The 19,681-nt window shown below is 63.1% G+C and carries 14 protein-coding genes and 1 pseudogene; 10 read left to right on the plus strand and 5 right to left on the minus strand.

What is annotated here, in order from left to right:
* Position 1: 1 nt before the first annotated feature.
* From FO488_RS03735 to FO488_RS03760, 6 genes and pseudogenes are all read left to right on the plus strand, one after another.
* The gene (locus FO488_RS03735; protein WP_149209320.1) at positions 2-319 is read left to right on the plus strand and encodes an STAS domain-containing protein; all 318 of its coding nucleotides are present in this window, start codon (positions 2-4) and stop codon (positions 317-319) included.
* A gap of 386 nt (positions 320-705) precedes the next feature.
* Positions 706-1,662: a methylmalonyl Co-A mutase-associated GTPase MeaB gene (gene meaB / locus FO488_RS03740; RefSeq protein WP_149209321.1), complete on the plus strand. Its 957-nt coding sequence runs from the start codon at positions 706-708 to the stop codon at positions 1,660-1,662.
* On the plus strand, positions 1,659-2,426 hold the full coding sequence (gene cbiQ / locus FO488_RS03745; protein WP_149209322.1) for a cobalt ECF transporter T component CbiQ: 768 nt from the start codon (positions 1,659-1,661) through the stop codon (positions 2,424-2,426). Before meaB ends, cbiQ begins: the two co-directional genes overlap by 4 nt.
* Positions 2,423-3,274, plus strand: a complete 852-nt coding sequence (locus FO488_RS03750) for an energy-coupling factor ABC transporter ATP-binding protein (protein ID WP_149212067.1) — start codon at positions 2,423-2,425, stop codon at positions 3,272-3,274. The genes cbiQ and FO488_RS03750 overlap by 4 nt, the downstream gene beginning before the upstream one ends.
* A 267-nt stretch (positions 3,275-3,541) precedes the next feature.
* Positions 3,542-5,012, plus strand: a pseudogene (gene rfaE1, locus FO488_RS03755) (D-glycero-beta-D-manno-heptose-7-phosphate kinase).
* An 87-nt stretch (positions 5,013-5,099) separates the two neighbouring features.
* Positions 5,100-5,840 (plus strand): response regulator, encoded by a 741-nt coding sequence (locus tag FO488_RS03760; protein WP_149209323.1) that lies wholly within the window; start codon positions 5,100-5,102, stop codon positions 5,838-5,840.
* Positions 5,841-6,275: 435 nt separating this feature from the next.
* Here FO488_RS03760 and FO488_RS03765 read toward each other — a convergent pair whose 3' ends face one another.
* The 5 genes from FO488_RS03765 to FO488_RS03785 all read right to left on the minus strand — a co-directional run bounded on the left by FO488_RS03765 (position 6,276) and on the right by FO488_RS03785 (position 15,295).
* Entirely contained in the window at positions 6,276-7,256 is a 981-nt protein-coding gene (locus FO488_RS03765) for a peptidylprolyl isomerase (RefSeq protein WP_149212068.1), read from the minus strand.
* 109 nt (positions 7,257-7,365) lie between these two features.
* A complete protein-coding gene (locus tag FO488_RS03770) occupies positions 7,366-8,307 on the minus strand; it encodes a peptidylprolyl isomerase (RefSeq protein ID WP_149209324.1) in 942 nt (313 codons plus the stop codon).
* A 106-nt stretch (positions 8,308-8,413) separates the two neighbouring features.
* The gene (locus tag FO488_RS03775) at positions 8,414-10,990 is read right to left on the minus strand and encodes a bifunctional diguanylate cyclase/phosphodiesterase (RefSeq protein ID WP_149209325.1); all 2,577 of its coding nucleotides are present in this window, start codon (positions 10,988-10,990) and stop codon (positions 8,414-8,416) included.
* A 107-nt stretch (positions 10,991-11,097) separates the two neighbouring features.
* Complete coding sequence (mfd, locus tag FO488_RS03780) at positions 11,098-14,616, minus strand: transcription-repair coupling factor (RefSeq protein ID WP_240732168.1); 3,519 nt, start codon at positions 14,614-14,616, stop codon at positions 11,098-11,100.
* Positions 14,617-14,728: 112 nt separating this feature from the next.
* Positions 14,729-15,295, minus strand: coding sequence for an MXAN_5187 C-terminal domain-containing protein (locus FO488_RS03785; RefSeq protein WP_149209326.1), 567 nt, complete (start codon positions 15,293-15,295; stop codon positions 14,729-14,731).
* Between the two features lie 241 nt (positions 15,296-15,536).
* Here FO488_RS03785 and FO488_RS03790 point away from each other — a divergent pair, with 241 nt between their 5' ends.
* The 4 genes from FO488_RS03790 to FO488_RS03805 all read left to right on the plus strand — a co-directional run bounded on the left by FO488_RS03790 (position 15,537) and on the right by FO488_RS03805 (position 19,666).
* A complete protein-coding gene (locus FO488_RS03790; RefSeq protein WP_149209327.1) occupies positions 15,537-16,346 on the plus strand; it encodes a pyruvate, water dikinase regulatory protein in 810 nt (269 codons plus the stop codon).
* A gap of 64 nt (positions 16,347-16,410) precedes the next feature.
* A complete protein-coding gene (locus FO488_RS03795) occupies positions 16,411-17,082 on the plus strand; it encodes a response regulator transcription factor (RefSeq protein WP_149209328.1) in 672 nt (223 codons plus the stop codon).
* 129 nt (positions 17,083-17,211) lie between these two features.
* Complete coding sequence (locus tag FO488_RS03800; protein WP_149209329.1) at positions 17,212-18,630, plus strand: DegQ family serine endoprotease; 1,419 nt, start codon at positions 17,212-17,214, stop codon at positions 18,628-18,630.
* 61 nt (positions 18,631-18,691) lie between these two features.
* Positions 18,692-19,666 (plus strand): 4Fe-4S binding protein, encoded by a 975-nt coding sequence (locus tag FO488_RS03805; RefSeq protein WP_149209330.1) that lies wholly within the window; start codon positions 18,692-18,694, stop codon positions 19,664-19,666.
* The last annotated feature ends 15 nt before the right edge of the window (positions 19,667-19,681 follow it).

The following is a 19,681-nucleotide window of genomic DNA, read 5'->3' on the forward strand; positions in this document are numbered from 1 at the left end:
CATGGAACAGAAATTCAAGATTGAGATCAAAAACGGCAGCATCAGCGACACGGTGCATTTCCACGGCAACATCGACAGCCACGCGGACAGCCACTTCGAAGAGTTGAACCAGCGCCTGTCCAAGAAGTCGGTGGTCTTCGACTTCAGCGGCGCGGGCCGCATAAATTCCATGGGCATCGCCCTGCTGCTCCGTTCCATCAAGAGCATCAAGACGGAAAAGCAGGCCGAGGTCAGCATTCAGGGGGCCAGCCAGATCAATACCATGCTCTTCAAGATGACCGGCATCTATCTGCTGGCGCCCGAGGCGAAGCGGTTATAACCAGGAGCCATTGCCATGTGGAACCCCAGGAAGCTTTGGCGGATCTTGGACTATTCGGACCTCGACCGGCAGATCGAAAAGTTCAGGGAACTGGCCGCAGAATACAAAAAAAGCAACACGAGCTATTACGGCGAATACCTGTCGCACATCCTGTTCGGCGACTAGGTTCGCCGCGGCGGGCGCGCATCGCCCCCCCCGGGGGCGCGGCGAAACTGCGCCCGGCCGCAGCCTCTCCCCGGGCTGGCGTATCCCCTTCGCCCGCCCGCCAACGCCGGGCGGCGCCCACGGTCCCACCTTAGCCGTCAGCAGAGGCGTTGTATTCACTCCCCGCCCGTGATATATGTACCCATTCGCTTGCGCATATCTTTCTTTGGGGAAGGTGTCCCATGTCCCTCGCAGATCAGGTCTTGAACGGCGACATCCGTGCCGCGGCGCGCATGATGCGCGATATCGACGATAACCGGCCCCACGCGGTCGAGGAGCTGAAGCGGCTCTACCCCCACACCGGCAAGGCGTACCTCATCGGCATCACCGGTCCTCCGGGGGCCGGCAAATCGACCCTGGTGGACCAGTTGACCGCCTCCTTCCGCAAGAAGGGGAAGAAGGTGGGGGTGGTGGCCATCGACCCCACCAGTCCCTTCACCGGCGGCGCCATCCTGGGGGACCGCATCCGCATGAACCGCCACGCCTCCGACGAGGGGGTCTTCATCCGCAGCCTGGCCACCCGCGGCGCCCTGGGCGGCCTCTCCCGCTCCACCTCCGACGTGGCGCTGGTGATGGACGCCCTGGGCATGGAGGTCGTCATCATCGAAACCGTCGGCGTCGGCCAGGACGAGGTGGATATCGTCAAGACCGCCCACACCACCTGCGTCGTCATGGTGCCGGGGCTGGGAGACGATATCCAGGCCATCAAGGCCGGCATCCTGGAGATCGGCGACATCTTCGTGGTCAACAAGGCCGACCGTGACGGCGCCGACCGCACCGCCCGGGAACTGACCACCATGCTGGAGATGCGCAACGCCCCGGAGGGAAGCTGGAACCCCCAGGTCCTCAAGGCCGAAGCCCAGCGCGGGGTCGGCATAGAGGAGTTGGCGGGCGAGATCCTGGCTCACCGGGACTTCCTCTTTACCAGCGGCCGGATCGCCGATTTCGTGCGGGAACGCAACCAGCGGCGTTTCGTGGACATCCTGCGGGACGGCCTCTACCGGCGCGCCGTGGCGTTCATGGAGCGGGACGGGATGTTGGAGCGGGTCGTGAACGGCATGGGCGAGACCACCCTCGATCCCTATTCGGCGGCCGAGGCGGTCATCTCGCGCATGACGGGAGGCGTGGCCGAACCATGAGACACCTGCAACGACAGGATACCACGGGTGGGGTTGCCGCGGCTGTCGATCCGCGCATCCGTCTCTTGGCCGCCGGCGTGCTGCTGGCACTGGTCGTCAGTTCCTCGGGGGCGCTCTTCCCCTGGGCCGTGGCGGCCGTCTGCCTGCCGGCGGCGCTGGTGCAGGGCATGGGGCTGCGGACGCTCCTGGTGCGCCTGCTGCATCCCCTGTTCATCGCCGCGGTGGTCCTCCTCCTGAAGTCGTGCATGGGGGCGGGGAGTGCGGTCGAGTTGTTCAGACTCGGCCCCTTCGGCGTCGCCTTCCATGCAGAAAGCTTCCGGGCCGGCCTGGTGATCGCTTCCCGCATCATGGGGGCGGTATCGGTGGCGCTGCTCCTGGGGCAGGTGGCGACCTTTACCGAAACCATGGCGGCCCTGGCCTGGCTGCGGGTCCCCCGTCCCCTGGTGGAGGTGACCCTGTTCGCCTGGCGCTCCCTGTTCATGCTGTACGATGACGCCGCCACGGTCTACACGGCCCAGAAAAACCGCCTCGGCTACTGCGGCCTGCGCCGCGGTCTCCGTTCCTTCGGCACCATGGCCGGCATGCTGGTCATCCGCGCTTTCGACAACAGCGACGCCATGACCACCGCCATGACCCAGCGGGGGTACGACGGTTCCCTGCCGCTTCTGCACGACGCCCGGCTGAGCATGGCCCAGGTGGCCGGGCTGGTGGTTTTTGCCGCCGTGGCCACCGCCGCATGGAGCGTACAGAATTGGCCGCAATGACGCCCCCCCGCCTGAGCGCGCGGATCGCCTCGTTCCGCTACCCCGATGGTACCGTTGCCCTGAGCGACATCAGCCTTGAGGTGGGACAGGGGGAGTTCTGCGGCATCCTGGGCTCCAACGGCTCGGGCAAGACCACCCTGCTCAAGATCCTGGACGGCATCGTCAAGGAGTATGACGGCCATGTGCTCCTGGACGGGGAGGAGATCCGTCGGCTTTCCCCCCGGGAGATCTACGGCAAGATGGGGCTGGTGTTCCAGAACCCGGACGACCAGCTCTTCGCCCATTCGGTGTACGAGGATGTGGCTTTCGGCCCCCGCAACATGGGGTGCGGCGAGGCCGAGGTGGGGCGCAGGGTTTCCGGGGCGCTGGAGGCGGTGGAGATGGCGGGCCTGGCCCGCAAGGAGATCCAGAACCTGAGCTACGGCCAGAAGAAGCGGGTCTGCATCGCCGGTCTCCTGGCCATGGGGCACGAGATCCTGCTCCTGGACGAGCCGACCGCCGGCCTGGACCCCATGGGGGAGCACCGGATGATGGAGCTGTTGACCCGCCTGAACCGGGAGTCGGGGGTGACCATCGTCATGGCGACCCACAGCGTGGACCTGGTGCCGGTCTTTCTCTCCCGCCTGCACGTCCTGAGCAGGGGAGGGCTGATCCGCAGCGGCACGCCGGAGGAGGTCTTCCATTCCCCGGAGGAGTTGGCGCACGTCAAGCTGCGCCTTCCCTATATCGCCGAACTCATCCACCGGCTGAGGATCGACGACCAGCTTCCCTTCAAGCGGCTCCCCCTGACCATCGGCGAAGCGCGGCGGGAGATCCTGGAGACCATGGGGGGGCGGGGACCGGCATGATTGCACCGTCAACGGCTATCTCTCACCCGCTCACTGGCGTTCGCTTAAGCTCACAAAGGCACAAAGAACACCAAAAGTACGGCAGGTAAAAAGCAACGGCGTGTGATGATGGTTTTAACCAGAAAAAGTGCCTTTCCCTGTGCCTCTGCGTCTTGTGGCGGTTGTCCGCCTTTACGGTTTTCTTTGTGCCTTTGTGAGTTTTGTGAGAGAACGATTCTGAAACTTGAGTGCCTGCTGTAAGCATTGATCCTGATACAGGGAGTTTTCGTGGACCGTAAATCGCTGGAATCGCTGTTTAATCGCATCGGCACCGTCAAATGCCTGGTCTTGGGCGACCTGATGCTGGACGAATACCTGTGGGGCAAGACCGAGCGCATCTCCCCCGAAGCCCCGGTGCAGGTGGTGGATGTGCTGCGCGAGGAGGTGCGCCTGGGAGGCGCCGGCAATGTGGTCAACAGCCTGCGGGCCCTGGGGGCGCAGGTGGCGGTCTGCTCGGTCGTGGGACAGGACGACAACGGCGAGGCCCTGCTGGCGGCCCTCCGGCGCCAGGCGGCCGGCACGGAGGCCGTGTTCCGCGATCCGGGGCGGCGCACCAGCCGCAAGACGCGGGTGGTGGCCTCCAACCAGCAGATCGTGCGCATCGACCGGGAATCGCGCACCCCCCTCCCCCGGATGTGGAAGAACAGGTCTGCGCCTGGGTGGCCGCCCATGCCGGGTCGTTCGGCGTCATCCTGCTGTCCGATTACGGCAAGGGGGTGCTGACCCAACGGGTCATCGAGGCCGCCGTGGCCGCTGCCGCCACGGCCGCCGTCCCCGTGCTGGTGGACCCCAAGGGGGCGGACTTCGCCCGCTACCACGGCGCCACCATCCTGACCCCCAACCGCAAGGAGGCCGAGGTGGCTTCCGGGGTGGCCATCCGCGATGTGGACTCCCTCGCCCGGGCCGCCGGGCTGATCATGGAGACCGCCGGGCTGGAGCACCTGCTCATCACCCGCAGCGAGGAGGGGATGTCGCTCTTCACCCGCCACGGCGCAGCGGTCCATATCCCCACCGTGGCCCGGGAGGTGTTCGACGTCTCCGGTGCCGGCGACACGGTCCTGGCCACCCTGGCGGTGGGCATGGCCTCCGGGCTGTCCATGGCCGAGGCGGCCGGGCTGGCCAACGTGGCCGCCGGCATCGTGGTGGGCAAGCTGGGAACCTCCACGGTCGCGCCGGCCGAGATCGTCAATGCCGTGGCGCTCGGCCACCACGACAGCGAAGCCAAGATCAAGAACCGGGATGTGCTCGCCGCCATCATCGAGGCCGAGAAGGCGAGCGGCAAGCGAATCGTCTTCACCAACGGCTGCTTCGACCTGCTGCACGCCGGACACGTCAAATACCTCCAGAAGGCGCGCCGCCTGGGGGATATCCTGGTGCTGGGCCTCAACAGCGACGCCTCGGTGCGCCGACTCAAAGGCCCCAAGCGCCCCCTCATCGGCGAGGAGGAACGAGCCCATATCCTGGCGGCCCTGGACTGCATCGATTACGTGGTGCTCTTCGACGAGGACACCCCCCTGGAGTTGATCACGGCGTTGAAGCCCCATATCCTGGCCAAGGGGGGGACTACACCGCCGACGGGGTCGTGGGGAAGGATGTGGTGGAGGCCTACGGCGGCAGGGTGGAACTGGTGGCGTTCGTGGACGGCAAATCCACCACCAACATCATCGAGCGGGTGCTGGAGCGCTATTCCGGTACCTGACCGGAGTTGCATTAGCTGTTTTTTATCCTACAATGAGTGGCAGGGAAAGAATTCCATTTCACTTGAACGGAGCGAACAGGAGTGGTCATGTCACAACAAGCCGTCACCGATCGGGAACTGTGGATACTGGGAGTGCAAGCGGAGAGCGGTCGGGGGCAGACACTGACGGCATACCTGGGGAGCGGCGGCTACAAGAATCGCCTGGAGCACCTGGAAAACGTGGCCTCGGGCCGTCCCCTCGGCATCATCCTCGACATCTCCCCCTTTTCCGACGACGGTTGGGGGCTGCTCCGCCAGCTCAAGAGCGATCCGGCAACCCGCAACATCCCCATCCTGCCGGTGTTTTTGAGCGAGAAGGGCGCCATCGGGGGCGTTTTCCCGGTGGCCGGCTTCTTCACCCTGCCGGTGGATGATCATTACCTCCTGGAGCGGCTGGCGGTGTACGGCCTGACCGAGGAGGCCGAGACCTGGGACCTGCAGGCCCTGGTGGTCTCCCGCTCGGGGGAAGAAAAGCTGGCCAAGGCCGTGGAATCGGTGGGGTTCGAGATCGTCAAGGGGTATACCGGCAAGGAGGCCATGGCGCTCATCTCCATCAGGCCCAAGTACCTGGCCTTCACGACCCTGATGCTCCCCGACATGTCGGCCTTCGAGCTTCTGGAGAAGATCCGCCTCTTCCCTTACAGCCGCAATACTCCCCTGTTCGTGCTCCTCAAGGACGAGATGAAGGAGGGGGAAAAGAAGGCCATGGCGCGGGAGGTGGCCAACCTGGTGTCCAAGAAGCAGCTTACCTGCGAGGAGTTTCTGGGATACCTGCGGCGCAGGGAGTAGGCGGGGCGAATTATCAGGCCTTTCATTGTATAAATGACTACGGTTTGAGTGTCATGGCGTTATTGGGTAAGTGGGTATTGCCCCCTAATCGTTGTTTGTGATATGGTTTATGGGGAGGTGAGTGCCATGCTGATCCCCGTGGAATCGGTGCCGAAACATCAACGGTGGGCTTGGACCGCCGAGGTCAAACAGGCCATCAGTGCATCACTAACCGACTCAAGGCCGTCCGTGGTGGTCGAATCCGCTGAGGATGCCGGGAAAGTGGCCGCAAGGTGGTCCGGTGAGGATTGAGATCCGCCCGGCATGGTCGCCTTTACTTCCTCCCCTCTGTTACGGGCAGTGCTCGCGTCCTCACTCTCCACATTAAACGCAAACAGCCGTTCTCCCATCAGGAAGAACGGCTGTTCTGATTTTTACATCACCCAACGGTAGCGCCTACAAAAGCCCCTGTAAATCCTTGATTTCCACGCTGGCCTTGCTGCGCAACTCCTTAGCCCACTGGCTGAAGCGGTCCTCGGACTTTTTCCGGTAGATGGTGTCCTCAATCTCGTTTTTGACGCTCTCGAACGGCTTCACCTTTCCCTTGATCCGCTCTTCCAGCTTGATGATGTGGAATCCGGCCGGTGTGGAGACCAGCTCGCTCACTTCGCCCGACTTCAGGGCCATGATGGTCTGTTCCAGTTCCGGCAGCATGTCCCCCTTCTTGAACACCCCCAGGTCGCCGCCGTCCTTGCGGGCCGCCGGGTCCTCCGAGTAGCTCTTGGCCAGCCCGGCAAAGTCCTTGCCGCTTTTGGCCTCGGCCAGCACCATCAGGGCGGTGGTCATGGCACGCTTGATCTCCTCGGCCGGGGCCTTGTCGCTGATACGGAAGAAGATGTGCCGGGCATGGAAGCTCTCCTCCTCCGTGTACTTGGCAAGGTTGGCCTCGTAGTAGTCGCGCATCTCGGATTCGCCCACCTGGATCTTGGAGCGCACCTCGATGCTGACCAGCCTGAGCCGTTCAAGCTGTTCCTGCAACTGGGCCCGGTACTGGTCGTAGGTGATGCCCTGGCTCGCCAGGGCGCCCAGCAGTGCCTCCTGGGAGGGAATCTTGTTCTGCCGCTTCACATCCTCGATGGCCTGGCGGATCTCGTCGTCGCCGATCTTGATGTTCAGTTCCTTGGCCTTCTGCTCCACCAGTTTTTTCTCGATCAACTGGTCCAGGACGGTGTGGCGGATCTTGCTGCGGCCGGCGTCGTCCAGGGGCGATTTCTGGTCCGCTTCGCGCAAGGCCGGCTGGGCCTCGCGGTTGATCTCGTATAGGGTGATGATGTCGTCGTTGACGATGGCGGCAATGGCGTTGATGACCTTGGCGTGGGCGCCTGCGGGCGCCAGAAACAGAGAGATGAGCAACAGGGCACAGGTGTATCGTCTCATGGGCATGGGTCGTCTTTCGTCAGGGAAAACGAGAAAGGGCGGGCAGAGCCCACCCTTTCCGTTACTGGAATAATGATACGGGGTAATGGTCCGGGCCGGTCACGGGTGGCTATTTGCCGGGGGCGGCCGGGGCAGCGGGGGCAGCCGGAGCAGCGGCGGGTTTGCCGTCGCCCTTGGCGCCGCCGATGGTGTTCAGGACGTCTTCCTTGATGTTGATCTTGGCGCTTTTCTTCAGCTCGTCCTTGATCTTCTGGAAGACCTCCTGCTGTTTGCTCGGCATGATGGCGGCCTTGATCTGGTCCTTGACCTCTTCGAAGGGGCGCACGCCGGCGGCGCGCTTGCCGGTCAGCTTGATGATGTGATAGCCGAAGTCGGATTTGACCACGTCGGAGACCTGGCCTTCTTTCAGCCCGAGGGCGGCCTTCTCGAATACCGGCACCATGGAGCCCTTGCCGAACCACCCCAGATCGCCGCCCTGTGCCGCGGACGAGTCAACGGAGTTTTTCTTGGCCAGTTCTTCAAACTTGCCGCCGGCCTTGATCTGGGCCAGGATGTCCTTGGCTTCCTTTTCGGTCTTGACCAGGATGTGGCTGGCCCTCATCTGGTCGCCGGTCTTGAATTTATCCTTGTTCTGCTCGTAGAATTTTTTCAGGTCTTCGTCGGAAACCTTGGCGTCGGTTTCGACCTTTTTCTTCAGGAACGCCTCCACAATCAGGCGCTTCTTCAGGTCGGCCAGCTTTTCGTCGATCTCCGGGCTCTTGTCCAGGCCGTCTTTGGCAGCCTGCTGCAGGATCAACTCGCGGATCACCATGGTGTCCATCATTTCCTTGCGCCCCTGGGGGGTGTCGGCCATGCTCTTGAGGTACTCGGGGAGGTTCTTCAACTCGCGGGTGAAGTCACCGGTGGTGATGGTGCTGCCGTTGACCTCGGCCACGACCGGCCCTTCCTTCTTGGTTTCCGACGGTGCTCCTGTTGACCCCTTCTGGCAGCCGAACAGGGCTGCCAGACAGAGGGCTGCGGCGATGGTTTTGGTGCTGGCGATAACTTTCACGGAATCTCCTTTATCTATTGGGGGGATGAAGTTAGTGAAAACTTCAAAAAAATACCATACACCAAGCGGGGTGTGCAACTCTTTTTGTGCCGCGCCAGGCGGCTTTTCACCCGATCCGGGGCGGCTCCACAAAGCCGGGCGTCGGCATGCCGGTATGGTACCCCTGGGCGAAGTCGATCCCCATTTCCCGCACCGCCTCGAACAGTTCCGGGTTCTCGATGTATTCCGCAACCGATTGGATGCCGAACTCCTGTGCCAGCACGGCAAGGGTCTTGACGAAGGCCATATCCTTGGGGTCGTGGAGCATGTTGCGCACAAAGACCCCCTCGATCTTGACGAAATCCACCGGCAGCCGTCGGATGTACTGGAATGATGAAAAACCTGACCCGAAGTCGTCGATGGCGAACTTGAAGCCTTCGAGTTTCAGATCCTCCACGAAGCGTTCCAGGAGGGTCATGTTCTTGACGGTTTCCCGTTCCGTCAGCTCGAAGACGATCTTTTCGTGGTCGATGCCGTAGGTGCGGGTCAGCCTGATGATGGTCGGGATGAATTCGTTGAGGATGAGCGACTTGGGGGAGAGGTTGATGAAGAGCATCCCCTCGTACCGTTCCGCCCGGGCCTTCTGAAAGACCTTTTCCATGAGGATGTAGTCCAGCTTGCTGATGATGCCGAGGGCTTCGGCCATCTCGATGAATTCCGCCGCAGGCAGGACCTCGTTCCCGATCTCGATCCTGCAGAGCACCTCGTGGCAGGTGGCGGTGCCATCGGATGTGGCGACGATGGGCTGGAAATAGGGGGTGACCCGTTTTTCGGCCACCGCCTTGATGAGCATCCGGGAGAGTTCGCCGCTCTTCTTGAAAGCCTCGATCACATCGTCTTCCGTCGGGACGATCAGCCGGTTTTTCCCCGCGTTCTTGGCCTTGTAGGTCATGTTGTCGGCGAAGATGAACAGGTCCTTTTCGTTTTTGGCGTGGATCGGAAAGATCGCCATGCCGATGGAGGCGGTGCCGTGGACCGTGGTGCCGTCCGCGGAGACCACGGCCATCTCCTCCAGGGCCTCCCTGATCCGGTTCGCCACCATGTAGACCTGCTCCTTGTCCGCCTCCACGACGGCGACGGTGAATTCGTCGCCGCCATAGCGCGCCAGGATGTCTCCCTTGCGCAGGCATTCGTGGATGGTGGCCCCGACCCTGGTGAGGAACTTGTCGCCGAAGAGGTGGCCGTGGGTGTCGTTGACGTACTTGAAGTTGTCCAGGTCGATCAGCAGCAGGCCGAAGCTGTAGCCGTGCCGCTCGGCGCGTCCCACCTCGTATCCGAGCAGTTCCCAGAAGACGCGCTGGTTGTAGAGGTTGGTCAGGGGATCGCGGGTGGCGTAGTACTCCAGGTCCTTGGTGTATTTGTAGATGGCCTTGATGGAGCCGACCACGTTGAGCATGGTGGTGAGGATGCTGTCGATGACCAGGGAGCGGATCGGGTCGGTGGCCAGTTTGGACTGGAAGCCGATGCCGACCACGCCGCCGATCTGGGGCGCCTTGAGGAGCAGGGATTTGGTTTGCAGTTCGATCTCGACCCGGTCCAGGTGGAGGGGGGAGTCCTGGCTGCCGACGATGTTGTGGACCACCTTGATGGAGGCCGGCATGTCGATCTGGACGCGTTCCTCCCTGATCCTGCCGCGGATGATCTCCTCCATGACGTCCCTGGTTTCGGCGGTGGGGGGATGTTTCCAGAAGATCTCGATATCGAAGATCTCGTCATCCACCTGGAAGATGCAGAACATGGTGTAGACCTGCATGACCTTGCCGACCTCGGTCAGAAGGTAACCGACCCGCTCCTTCCAGTCCTTGATGGACTCGGAGGTGATGATGAACCGTTCCAGGACCTGGATCTCGAACTCCAGCATCTCCTTGCCCACGGCGACGTTCCTGATCCGCTCCACGATCTTGCCGAACTCGCCGAAGATGTTGTCCAGCTCGGCAAAACCGGTGTGCTGGTTCTCCAGTTCCAGGGTGGTGAGGTCGGTGACCCGGTTGACGGTCCGCACCTTGTGGCTGAGCGCCTGGACCGCCGTGCCGATGCGGCGGTTGACATAGCCGGCGATCAGGAAGGACATCACCACGGGGAGGGGGGAGAACAGGGCGAAGATGACGAAGATGTCGTGCATCGCCTTCTGCCGGATGGCGCGGAAGTCCTCGGTGACCTTCACCACCCCCAGAACCTCCCCGGCGCGGGCGGTCAGGTGGCAGGTCCGGCATTTTTCTTCCGCCTTGAAGGGATAGTACTGGCTGACCAGGTCCCCGTCCCGCCGGGAGTGGCGCGCGCCCTCGGCAAATACCTGTTGGGCCTCGCCGTCCGTGATCTCGGTTGAAGCGGTGCCGTACTGGCGGTTGATCGCCTCGCTGCGGAATACCGCGGCCGTGAAGGTTTCGGGAAATGCCTGGCGGAACCGGGCGAGGAATTTTTCTATGTCGGCGCGGGTCCAGCCCTGTTCCATGCCCTGGTGGATGGAGGTGAAGATCTGCTGGGAGATGGAGTTGGAAAGGTGCCCCAGGGAGCTCTCGAGTTGTTTTTTGTAGATGTAGGTGCTGACGGCCAGGACGATCAGGAAGCTGATGCATGATACGGCCAGGCTGGCGATGACGATAAAACGTTTCAGGGTTATGGGGCTGGCTGGATCTTTTTTCATTGGCGGGGTCCTGCAAGGGTGCGGAATATGTGTGCGTTGGAAACGATAAGGGATAATGTATATCCTGTTTGTCCCGAGAATTCAACACGGGACGTCATTATTTTTCATTAAGGAGGCGGGGCGGGTGGCAGCAGGCGTAGCAGCAGCGTGCGGGCCGCGGCCAGGATGTCCTCGAAGGCGCTGCCGGTGATGGCCGCCACCAGGCGATAGTCGGGGGTGAACTGGTACCGCTTCGGTTCGTTTTTCATCATGGCGATGATGGTGTCCGGCGGGGCCGGGGTGCGGGGGTGGAAGGAAACGACGATGTTCTTGCCGTCGTAGTCGATCTGCCGAACCAGCAGGCGCTTCAGGAGGACCCGCAGCTTCATGATCTCGAACAGGTAGGACGTGGCCAGGGGATAGGTGCCGAAGCGGTCGCTGACCTCGTTCTGCACGTCCAGCACGTCTTCCTCGTTCTCGGCCTGGGTCAGCTTCTTGTAGATCACCAGGCGCTGGCCGGTATCCTTGATGTACGCCTCGGGGATGAAGGCCGGCACCTTGAGGTTGATCTCCGGCTCGACCCGTTCGGTCATCTCCTCGCCCCGCAGGCGGCAGATGGTCTCCTCCAGCATCTGGTTGTACAGTTCGAAGCCGATCTCCACCACGGTGCCGGACTGGCGGCTCCCCAGCATGTCGCCCGCCCCGCGGATCTCCATGTCGTGGGTGGCGATGCGGAAGCCGGCCCCCAGTTCGGAGATGTCCTGGAGGATGCGCAGGCGTTCCCGGGCGTCGCCGCTGATGGAGCCCTCGCCCGGTACGAGCAGGTAGGCGTAGCCCCGTTGGGTCGAGCGCCCCACCCGGCCCCGCAACTGGTAGAGCTGGGACAGGCCGAATTTGTCGGCGTGGTCCACGATCAGGGTATTGGCGTTGGGGATGTCCAGGCCCGATTCGATGATGGTGGTGCAGAGGAGCAGGTTGGTCTCCCCATGCATGAAGCCGAGCATGACCTTTTCCAGGTCGTGTTCGTTCATCTGGCCGTGCCCCACGCCGATCCGCGCCTCGGGCACGATGGCCGAGAGCTGTTCCAGGCGCTTGGCGATGGTCTGCACCCGGTTGTGGACGAAAAAGACCTGCCCTCCCCGGCGCAGCTCGCGCATGACCGCCTCCCGGATCAACTCCTCGGAGAAACGGGCTACGAAGGTCTTGACGGCCAGGCGGTCCACCGGCGGGGTGTCGATGATGGACAGGTCGCGGATGCCCATCATGGACATGTAGAGGGTGCGGGGGATCGGGGTGGCGGTCAGGGTCATGACGTCCACCACGGCCCGGAAGGCCTTGAGCCGCTCCTTGTCCTTCACCCCGAAACGCTGCTCCTCGTCGATGATCAGAAGCCCCAGGTCCTTGAAGGCCACATCCTTTTGCAACAGGCGGTGGGTGCCGATGATGATGTCGATGGCCCCTTTCTTGAGGCGCTCCAGGATCTCCTTCTGCTCCTTGGGGGTGCGGAAGCGGGAGATGACTTCCACCGTGACCGGGTACTCCTTGAGCCGCTCGTGAAAGGTCTCGTAGTGTTGTTGGGCCAGGATGGTGGTCGGCACCAGGATGCCCACCTGCTTGCCGTCCAGGGCGGCCTTGAAGGCGCCCCGCAGGGCCACCTCGGTCTTGCCGTACCCCACGTCGCCGCACACCAGCCGGTCCATGGGGCGGGAGTTCTGCATGTCGGCCAGCACGTCCTGGATGGCGGAGAGTTGGTCCGGGGTTTCCTCCCAGGCGAAGGAGGCCTCGAATTCCCGGTACATCCCGTCCGGGGGGGAAAAGGAAAACCCCTCGCAGATCTGGCGCTTGGCATAGATCTCCAGCAGTTCTCCGGCCAACTCCTCGATGTCCTTTTTGGCCTTGCCCTTGGCCTTTTCCCACGAACTCCCCCCCAGCTTGTCCAGGGTGGGCTGGCTCCCCTCGGGCCCTACGTAGCGCTGCACCAGCCCCAGGCGGTCCATGGGGAGGTAGAGCTTGTCGCCGCCGGCGTACTCCAGGAGCAGGAAATCGCCGCCGATGCCGGCGATGTTGACGTGTTGAAGCCCCCGGTACAGGCCGATGCCGTGGTCCACGTGCACCATGTAGTCGCCCGGCTTGAGCTCGGCCAGGGAGGCCAGGATCTGTTTCTTGCGTACCTCGGAGATGCCCCGTCGCTTGACCCGCTTGCCGAACAGCTCCTCCTCGGCCACCAGGGCCAGGCGGGAGGAGGGGAGGCGAAAGCCGCGGGAGATCTCCCCCAGGACCATGGTTACGGCGGCGGGGGCGGCGGCGACGGTCTCGGAAAAGGTCGCCTCGCTGATGATGCAGGGGATGGCGTAGGGGGCCAGCAGTTCCTTGAGCCGCTCCGCCTGGGGGCGCTGGTGGCAGGCGACCAGGACGCGGAAGCCCTGGTCGAGCCAGCCGCGCAGGGTCTGGGAGAGGGGGGCCAGGGCGTGGGTGGTCTCCTTGGAGACGGAGACCCGCAGGCCGGTATTGTCCTCGCAGGGGATGGCGATGGTCGTGGCTTCTCCCCCGTCGTCCAGGGCCAGCCCGGAAAGCTCCAGGCGGCTTTTGCCGGCTATGATGGCGTCCAGTTCCCCGGCGTCCAGGTACAGCTCCTGCGGCGGCGAATGGGGAACCCGGGCGGCGCGGGCCTTGTCCTCGCCCGCGGCGATCTCGTCGGCGAAGCGGGCCGCGGCCTCGCGCAGTGCCTCGGGGTCGAGCAGGACCACCGGAGCGTCCGGCGCATAGTCGAAGATCGTCTCCAGGCCGGGGTGCAGGAGCGGCTGGAGGTACTCGATGCCCTGGAAGTAGACGGCGTTGCGCAGATCCTCGAGGATCAGGCGCCGCCGGTCGGCCGGGATGTCCAGGTCGTCGCAGCATTGCTTCAGCCGGGGCGCGATTGCGTCCAGAACCTCGTCGGTGAGGAGCAGTTCCCGGGACGGCAGCAGCACCAGTTCCTCCACCGGCTGGAGCGAGCGCTGGGTCAGGGGATCGAAGGCGCGCATGGTCTCCACCGTGTCGCCGAAGAACTCGATCCTGACCGGCGTGCTGAAGTTGGGGGGGAAGATGTCCAGGATGCCGCCCCGGACGGCAAAGGTGCCGCGATCGTCCACCAGGGGGACGCTGGAGTAGCCGAGCCTGATCAGGTTGCCCAAAAGCTCGTCCCGCTCGAACTCCTCGCCGGCCACCAGGTAGCAGGCGACCTGGTTGAAGACGGCGCGGGGCAGGACCTTTTGCAGGGCCGCCGCCACCGGCAGCACCACCGCCCTGGCCTGGTTGCCGTGCATGCGGGAGAGGGCGTCGAGCCGCGCGCCCGAGATGTCGGGGTGGGGGGAAGCGGCGGCAAAGGGGGCGCTGTCCCAGGCCGGGAAGGAGAGGGAGGGCGTGTCGCTGCCGAAAAAGGCCAACTCCCGGCTGAACTCGTCGGCGGCCTCCTGGTCGGCGGCGATGACCAGCAGCCCCCGGGGGGATGCGCCGAGCAGGCCGGCAACCACATAGGCCGCTGCGGACCCCTTCAGGCCGGTCAGGACGATGCGGCGGTCGCCCCTGCGCAGGGCGGCCAGACAATCGACCAACTGGGACGGCAGGGAGTTTGTTTGGGGAGAGGTCATGGGGGTACCATCATGCATGGCGGTTTGCTGCGGTCATGCTGGCGTCGGCTCGTTGGAAACGTCGTGCGCGGGAGACGCTTCGCCGTGCCGCCGTGTCAGCATCCGCGTGTCGGCGCGCCTGTCCGCCGGGTCATTTTTTCAGACCGGCCTTGATCTTGGGTTTGCCGTTTTCCACCACCACCCGGAAAACCAGGTCGTCGGTCCCCAGTTTCCCTTTGATGGCCGGCTTCTGTTTCTCGATGGCCGCCCGGATCTGGTCGCGGCTGATGGTGTCCGTCGGCAGGTTGCAGCTTTTGCGGGCTTCGCAGTATTCCCGGTAGACCCGTTCCACCTGGCTGTCCGCCCCGGCCGGCCCCAGCCGGTCGGCCCCGGACCTTGCCGGCGAAGCGGAGCCCCGCTGTCTTTGATGCAGGTCGCTGATGAAGCGGTCGCGGGAATATTTCCCTTCCTCCATGAGCCGGAGGATGCGGTTCCAGTGTTCCCGGTAGGTGTTGAGGCGGGCGACCAGGGTGGCGAACTTGTGCTTGAGCATGGTGTTGCTGATGGGCGTGCCGGTATAGCGGCGCACGGCCTTTTCCACCTCGCCGCGCAGGGGGAGCGGCTCCCGTTTCTCCAGGCCGGAGAAATACTGCTCGTAGCGCAGGACGAGATCGGCCAGCATCTGTTCGAGGGTGGTGAAATCCTCGGCAATCCCCATGCAACACCCCTATCCCGTATCCCCATGGCCGTCCCGGGCCCGCCCGGCAAAAAGCGGGGCACGGACCATCCCTGCGGTCCATATACCGCAACTAGACAAAATATAATCAAACACCCCATATGTAAAGTGTTATTAAGATTATTTTCGTAAACAAAAACTCTTGACATATTACTGTGCTGGCTATATTTAATTAGAAAAATCGTCTTTAAACTAATGAGACTGGCAAGGTTGCGGCGAGATAATGAAAACGATCTACGTCCTTTCCGACTCAACCGGCGAGACGGCCGAACGGGTGATCAAGGCGGCTCTTTCTCAGTTCTACGAAGAGGATGTCAAGGTCAACCGCGTGTTCCAGATCCGTTCCCAGAACGATCTGCAACAGGCCTTGGCCATAGTGGTGCGCGAACCGGGGATGCTGGTCTATACCCTGGTGGACCCGCACCTCTCCGAGGCGGTCGAGCGGGTCGCGGAGGAGCACGGCCTTATCGCCGTGGACCTGCTGAGCAGCCTGATCTACAACCTGTCGCGCTATCTGGGGACCCCTTCTCGGGAGATTCCCGGCCTGTTGCACCGTATCGACACCGACTACCACAAGCGGATCGAGGCGGTGGATTTCACGGTCAAGCACGACGACGGCCAGGAGCCCCGGTACCTGTACAAGGCCGATCTGGTCCTGGTGGGGGTTTCCCGGTCGTCCAAGACCCCTCTTTCCATGTATCTGGCCCACAAGGGGTACAAGGTGGCCAACGTGCCGCTGGTGAAGGGGATCGAGCCGCCGGTGGAGCTGTTCCAGATCGACCAGACCAAGATCGTGGGTTTGATCATCGACGCCAAGCGCCTGGTGGAGATCCGCACCTCCCGCCTGCTCAACATGCGGCAGAGTCCCCGCGGGAGCTATGCCGATTATCAGCAGGTGGAGGACGAGGTGGCGTACTGCAGGAAACTGTACCGGCAGCACCCGGAATGGATGACCATCGATGTGACCAACAAATCGGTGGAGGAGTCGGCGTCCGAGATCATGCGGCGCCGGGATGAGCCGCCCCTCTATTGAAGGGGTCTCCTGCGCGTTTTTCCACGTTATATGTACCGGGTCGATACTATATGGGAGGTGCAACATGAACATTCTCGTGGTTGAAGACGAAAAAAAGGTCGCCAGCTTCATCAAGCGCGGCCTCGAGGACGACAACTACAAGGTTGCGGTGGCCTACGACGGCCTCGATGGCTTCAGGCAGGCCCGGGACGGCGACTACAATCTGGTCATCATGGATATGATGCTGCCCAAGAAGGACGGCATGACGGTGGTCAGGGAGCTGCGGGAGGCGGGAAACCGCGTGCCGGTGCTGATGCTGACCGCCCGGGACAACATGGAGGACATCGTCTCCGGCCTGGACGCCGGGTCCGACGACTACCTCACCAAGCCGTTCGCCTTTGCCGAACTGCTGGCCCGCGTCCGTGCCCTTCTGCGGAGGGGCGAGCAGGACCGGGGCGCCGAGATCCGTTTCGCCGACCTGCGGCTCGACCCGGTCAGCCACAAGGTGTGGCGCGGCAGCAAGGAGATCGACCTGACGTCCAAGGAGTACGGCCTCCTGGAGTACCTGATGCGCAACCCCAACACCGTCCTCTCCCGGGCCATGATCGCCGAGCACGTATGGGACTACGCCTTCGACAGCTTTACCAACATCATCGACGTGTATGTCAACTACCTGCGCAAGAAGATCGACAAGGATTATGCCAACAAGCTGATCCACACCGTGCGCGGGCAGGGATACATCCTGCGGGAGGGGTAGCAGGGGAGACTTGATTTTTGGCGGTCGATGGATTATTTTTCAGGAAAACGGATCAAGGGCGGCGTCGTGGCTGGTAAGACGATCCGCCCTTGTCAGTTGTCAACCCTGCAAAATATCGGAGGTCAGAACATGTCCACACCATTCGTGTCCACTGTCCGTCTTCTGGTCGCCGGCCTGATTGCCGCCCTGGCAATCCCGGCCATGTCCATCGCCAAGCCGATCGGTCCCGATTTTGTCGAGCTGGCGAAACGGCTCAAGCCGACCGTCGTCAACATCCGGACCACCAAGAACATCAAGCCGCGGCAACGCGCACGGCACCCCCAATTCCAGCAGAACCCCTTCAACAATTTCTTCGACGATTTCTTCGGCCGCTATTTCGACGAGACGCCCCAACAGCGGCCGCGCCGTGAACAGGCCCTGGGCACCGGTTTCATCATCAGCGCCGAAGGGTACATCCTGACCAACAACCACGTGGTCAGCGGCGCCGACGAGGTGATGGTCAAGCTTTCCGACGGCCGGGAAATCAAGGGAGAGCTCAAGGGGAGCGACGAAAAGCTCGACCTGGCCCTGATCAAGATCAGCGAGAAGGAGAAGCTGCCGGTTGCCGAACTGGGCAACAGCGACAACCTTGAGGTCGGGGAGTGGGTCATGGCCATCGGCAATCCCTTCGGCCTGGCCCAGACCGTCACGGCCGGGATCGTCAGCGCCAAGGGGCGCGTGATCGGCAGCGGCCCCTATGACGACTATATCCAGACCGACGCCTCCATCAACCCGGGCAACTCCGGCGGGCCGCTCTTCGATGTCAACGGCAAGGTCATCGGCATCAATACCGCCATCATCGCCGGGGGCCAGGGGATCGGCTTTGCCATCCCCATCAACATGGCAAAGGACATCGTGACCCAACTGCGCGACAAGGGGAAGGTCACCAGGGGCTATCTGGGGGTCCGCTTCCAGCCGCTGACCGCAGACCTGGCCAAGTCCTTCGGCCTGGATTCGGACAAGGGGGCCCTGATCGCCAACGTGGAGAAGGACACCCCGGCCGATAAGGCCGGCCTCAAGGCGGGCGACATCATCCTGGAGTACGACGGCAAGCCGATCACCGAAGGGAATGAGCTCCCCCGCTACGTGGCGGTCACCCCCATCGACAAGAAGGTCAAGCTGGTGATCTTCCGTGACGGCAAGAAGCAGGAGGTCGGGGTGACCATCGCCCGTCTGAAGGACGGCGAGGCCCAGGCCGCAGCCCCCGGCACCACCGAGAGCGCCTCCATCGGCATCGTGGTGCAGGAACTGACCAAGGAGTTAGCCTCCCGCCTGGGAATCAGGGACAGCAAGGGGCTGATCGTCAGCGAGGTCAAACCCGGTTCCCCCGCCGAGGAGGCGGGGATCTCCGCCGGCGACATGGTCGTCGAGATCAACGGTCAGCGGCCGGACACCCAGGAGAAATACACCGCCGCGGCGGCCGCCCTGAAAAAGGGCGACGTGGCCCGCCTGCTTCTGAAACGACCCGACGGCGCGATTTACTACGTTGCCGTAAGAATCGACCAATAAATAGCGACGGAGAGGGCGGGCCGAGGGCCCGCCCTTCTCGTTTCATCCCCCGGGAGTCATCATGTCCGCTCGTTACGTCCAGCCGCTCCGTATCCTGGTCCAGTTCTGCTTTCTCGGCTTCATGCTCTGGCTGGGGTTCAGGTTCTACCAGTTCGTCCACTATCTCCGCGTCGGCGGCGCCTCCGCCCCCGTGCCGCGTCCCGACGGCATCGAAGGTTTCCTCCCCATCTCCGGGCTGTTGGGCCTGGCCGGCTGGTTCAAGGGGTTGGGCATCAACCCGATCCACCCGGCAGCGGTGGTGATCTTCCTGACCATACTCGGCGTGTCCCTGCTGCTGCGGCGCTCCTTCTGCTCGTGGATCTGTCCGGTGGCCACCATCTCGGAATGTTCCTGGAAGGGAGGGTTCAAGGGGTTCAAGCGCAACCTCCGGCTGCCCCGCTGGCTGGATGTGACCCTGCGCGGCCTGAAATACCTGCTGATGGCCTTTTTCATCTACTCCATCGCCATCGCCATGCCGGCCGAGGCGTTGCGCGACTTCATCCTCTCCGACTACCACAAGGTTGCCGACGTGCGGCTGTTGGACTTCTTCCTGCACATCTCCTCCACGGCCCTGGTCATCATCCTGGTGCTGGTGGCGGCTTCCATCATCCTGCGCAACCCCTTTTGCCGCTACCTCTGCCCCTACGGCGCGCTCTTGGGGCTTGTGGCCCTGCTCTCACCGGTCAGGGTCACCCGCAACAGCAGCCGCTGCGTCTCCTGCGGGGTCTGCAACCAGGTCTGCCCCGCCGCTATCGACGTCATGCACAAGCAGAGCGTCAACTCCCCCGAGTGCATCGGCTGCTGGCGCTGCGTCAGCCACTGCCGGGTGGAGAGCGCGCTCTCCATGCGCGCCGCAGGACGGTTCGCCATCCCCGGCATCGTCTTTGCCCTGCTGGTGGTACTGCTTTTCTGGGGGGGAACCCTGGCGGGCAAGCTGACCGGCCACTGGCGCACGGTGCTGGATAGCGCCGAGTACGGCAGGCTGCTGGGGAGGTAGGGGGAGCCGTCCTCG

Origin of the sequence: Geobacter sp. FeAm09 (genome assembly GCF_008330225.1) — a bacterium.
In the GTDB taxonomy this organism is placed as follows: Bacteria; Desulfobacterota; Desulfuromonadia; order Geobacterales; family Pseudopelobacteraceae; genus Oryzomonas.

Bases quoted from the DNA above. Each gene is read 5' to 3' on its own strand.
- FO488_RS03750 (WP_149212067.1), top strand. From the start codon at position 2,423: ATGACGCCCCCCCGCCTGAGCGCGCGGATCGCCTCGTTCCGCTACCCC.
- FO488_RS03785 (WP_149209326.1), bottom strand. From the start codon at position 15,295: ATGGGGATTGCCGAGGATTTCACCACCCTCGAACAGATGCTGGCCGAT.
- meaB (WP_149209321.1), top strand. From the start codon at position 706: ATGTCCCTCGCAGATCAGGTCTTGAACGGCGACATCCGTGCCGCGGCG.
- FO488_RS03765 (WP_149212068.1), bottom strand. From the start codon at position 7,256: ATGAGACGATACACCTGTGCCCTGTTGCTCATCTCTCTGTTTCTGGCG.
- FO488_RS03800 (WP_149209329.1), top strand. From the start codon at position 17,212: ATGTCCACACCATTCGTGTCCACTGTCCGTCTTCTGGTCGCCGGCCTG.
- cbiQ (WP_149209322.1), top strand. From the start codon at position 1,659: ATGAGACACCTGCAACGACAGGATACCACGGGTGGGGTTGCCGCGGCT.
- FO488_RS03760 (WP_149209323.1), top strand. From the start codon at position 5,100: ATGTCACAACAAGCCGTCACCGATCGGGAACTGTGGATACTGGGAGTG.
- FO488_RS03735 (WP_149209320.1), top strand. From the start codon at position 2: ATGGAACAGAAATTCAAGATTGAGATCAAAAACGGCAGCATCAGCGAC.
- mfd (WP_240732168.1), bottom strand. From the start codon at position 14,616: ATGCATGATGGTACCCCCATGACCTCTCCCCAAACAAACTCCCTGCCG.
- FO488_RS03795 (WP_149209328.1), top strand. From the start codon at position 16,411: ATGAACATTCTCGTGGTTGAAGACGAAAAAAAGGTCGCCAGCTTCATC.
- FO488_RS03805 (WP_149209330.1), top strand. From the start codon at position 18,692: ATGTCCGCTCGTTACGTCCAGCCGCTCCGTATCCTGGTCCAGTTCTGC.
- FO488_RS03790 (WP_149209327.1), top strand. From the start codon at position 15,537: ATGAAAACGATCTACGTCCTTTCCGACTCAACCGGCGAGACGGCCGAA.
- FO488_RS03775 (WP_149209325.1), bottom strand. From the start codon at position 10,990: ATGAAAAAAGATCCAGCCAGCCCCATAACCCTGAAACGTTTTATCGTC.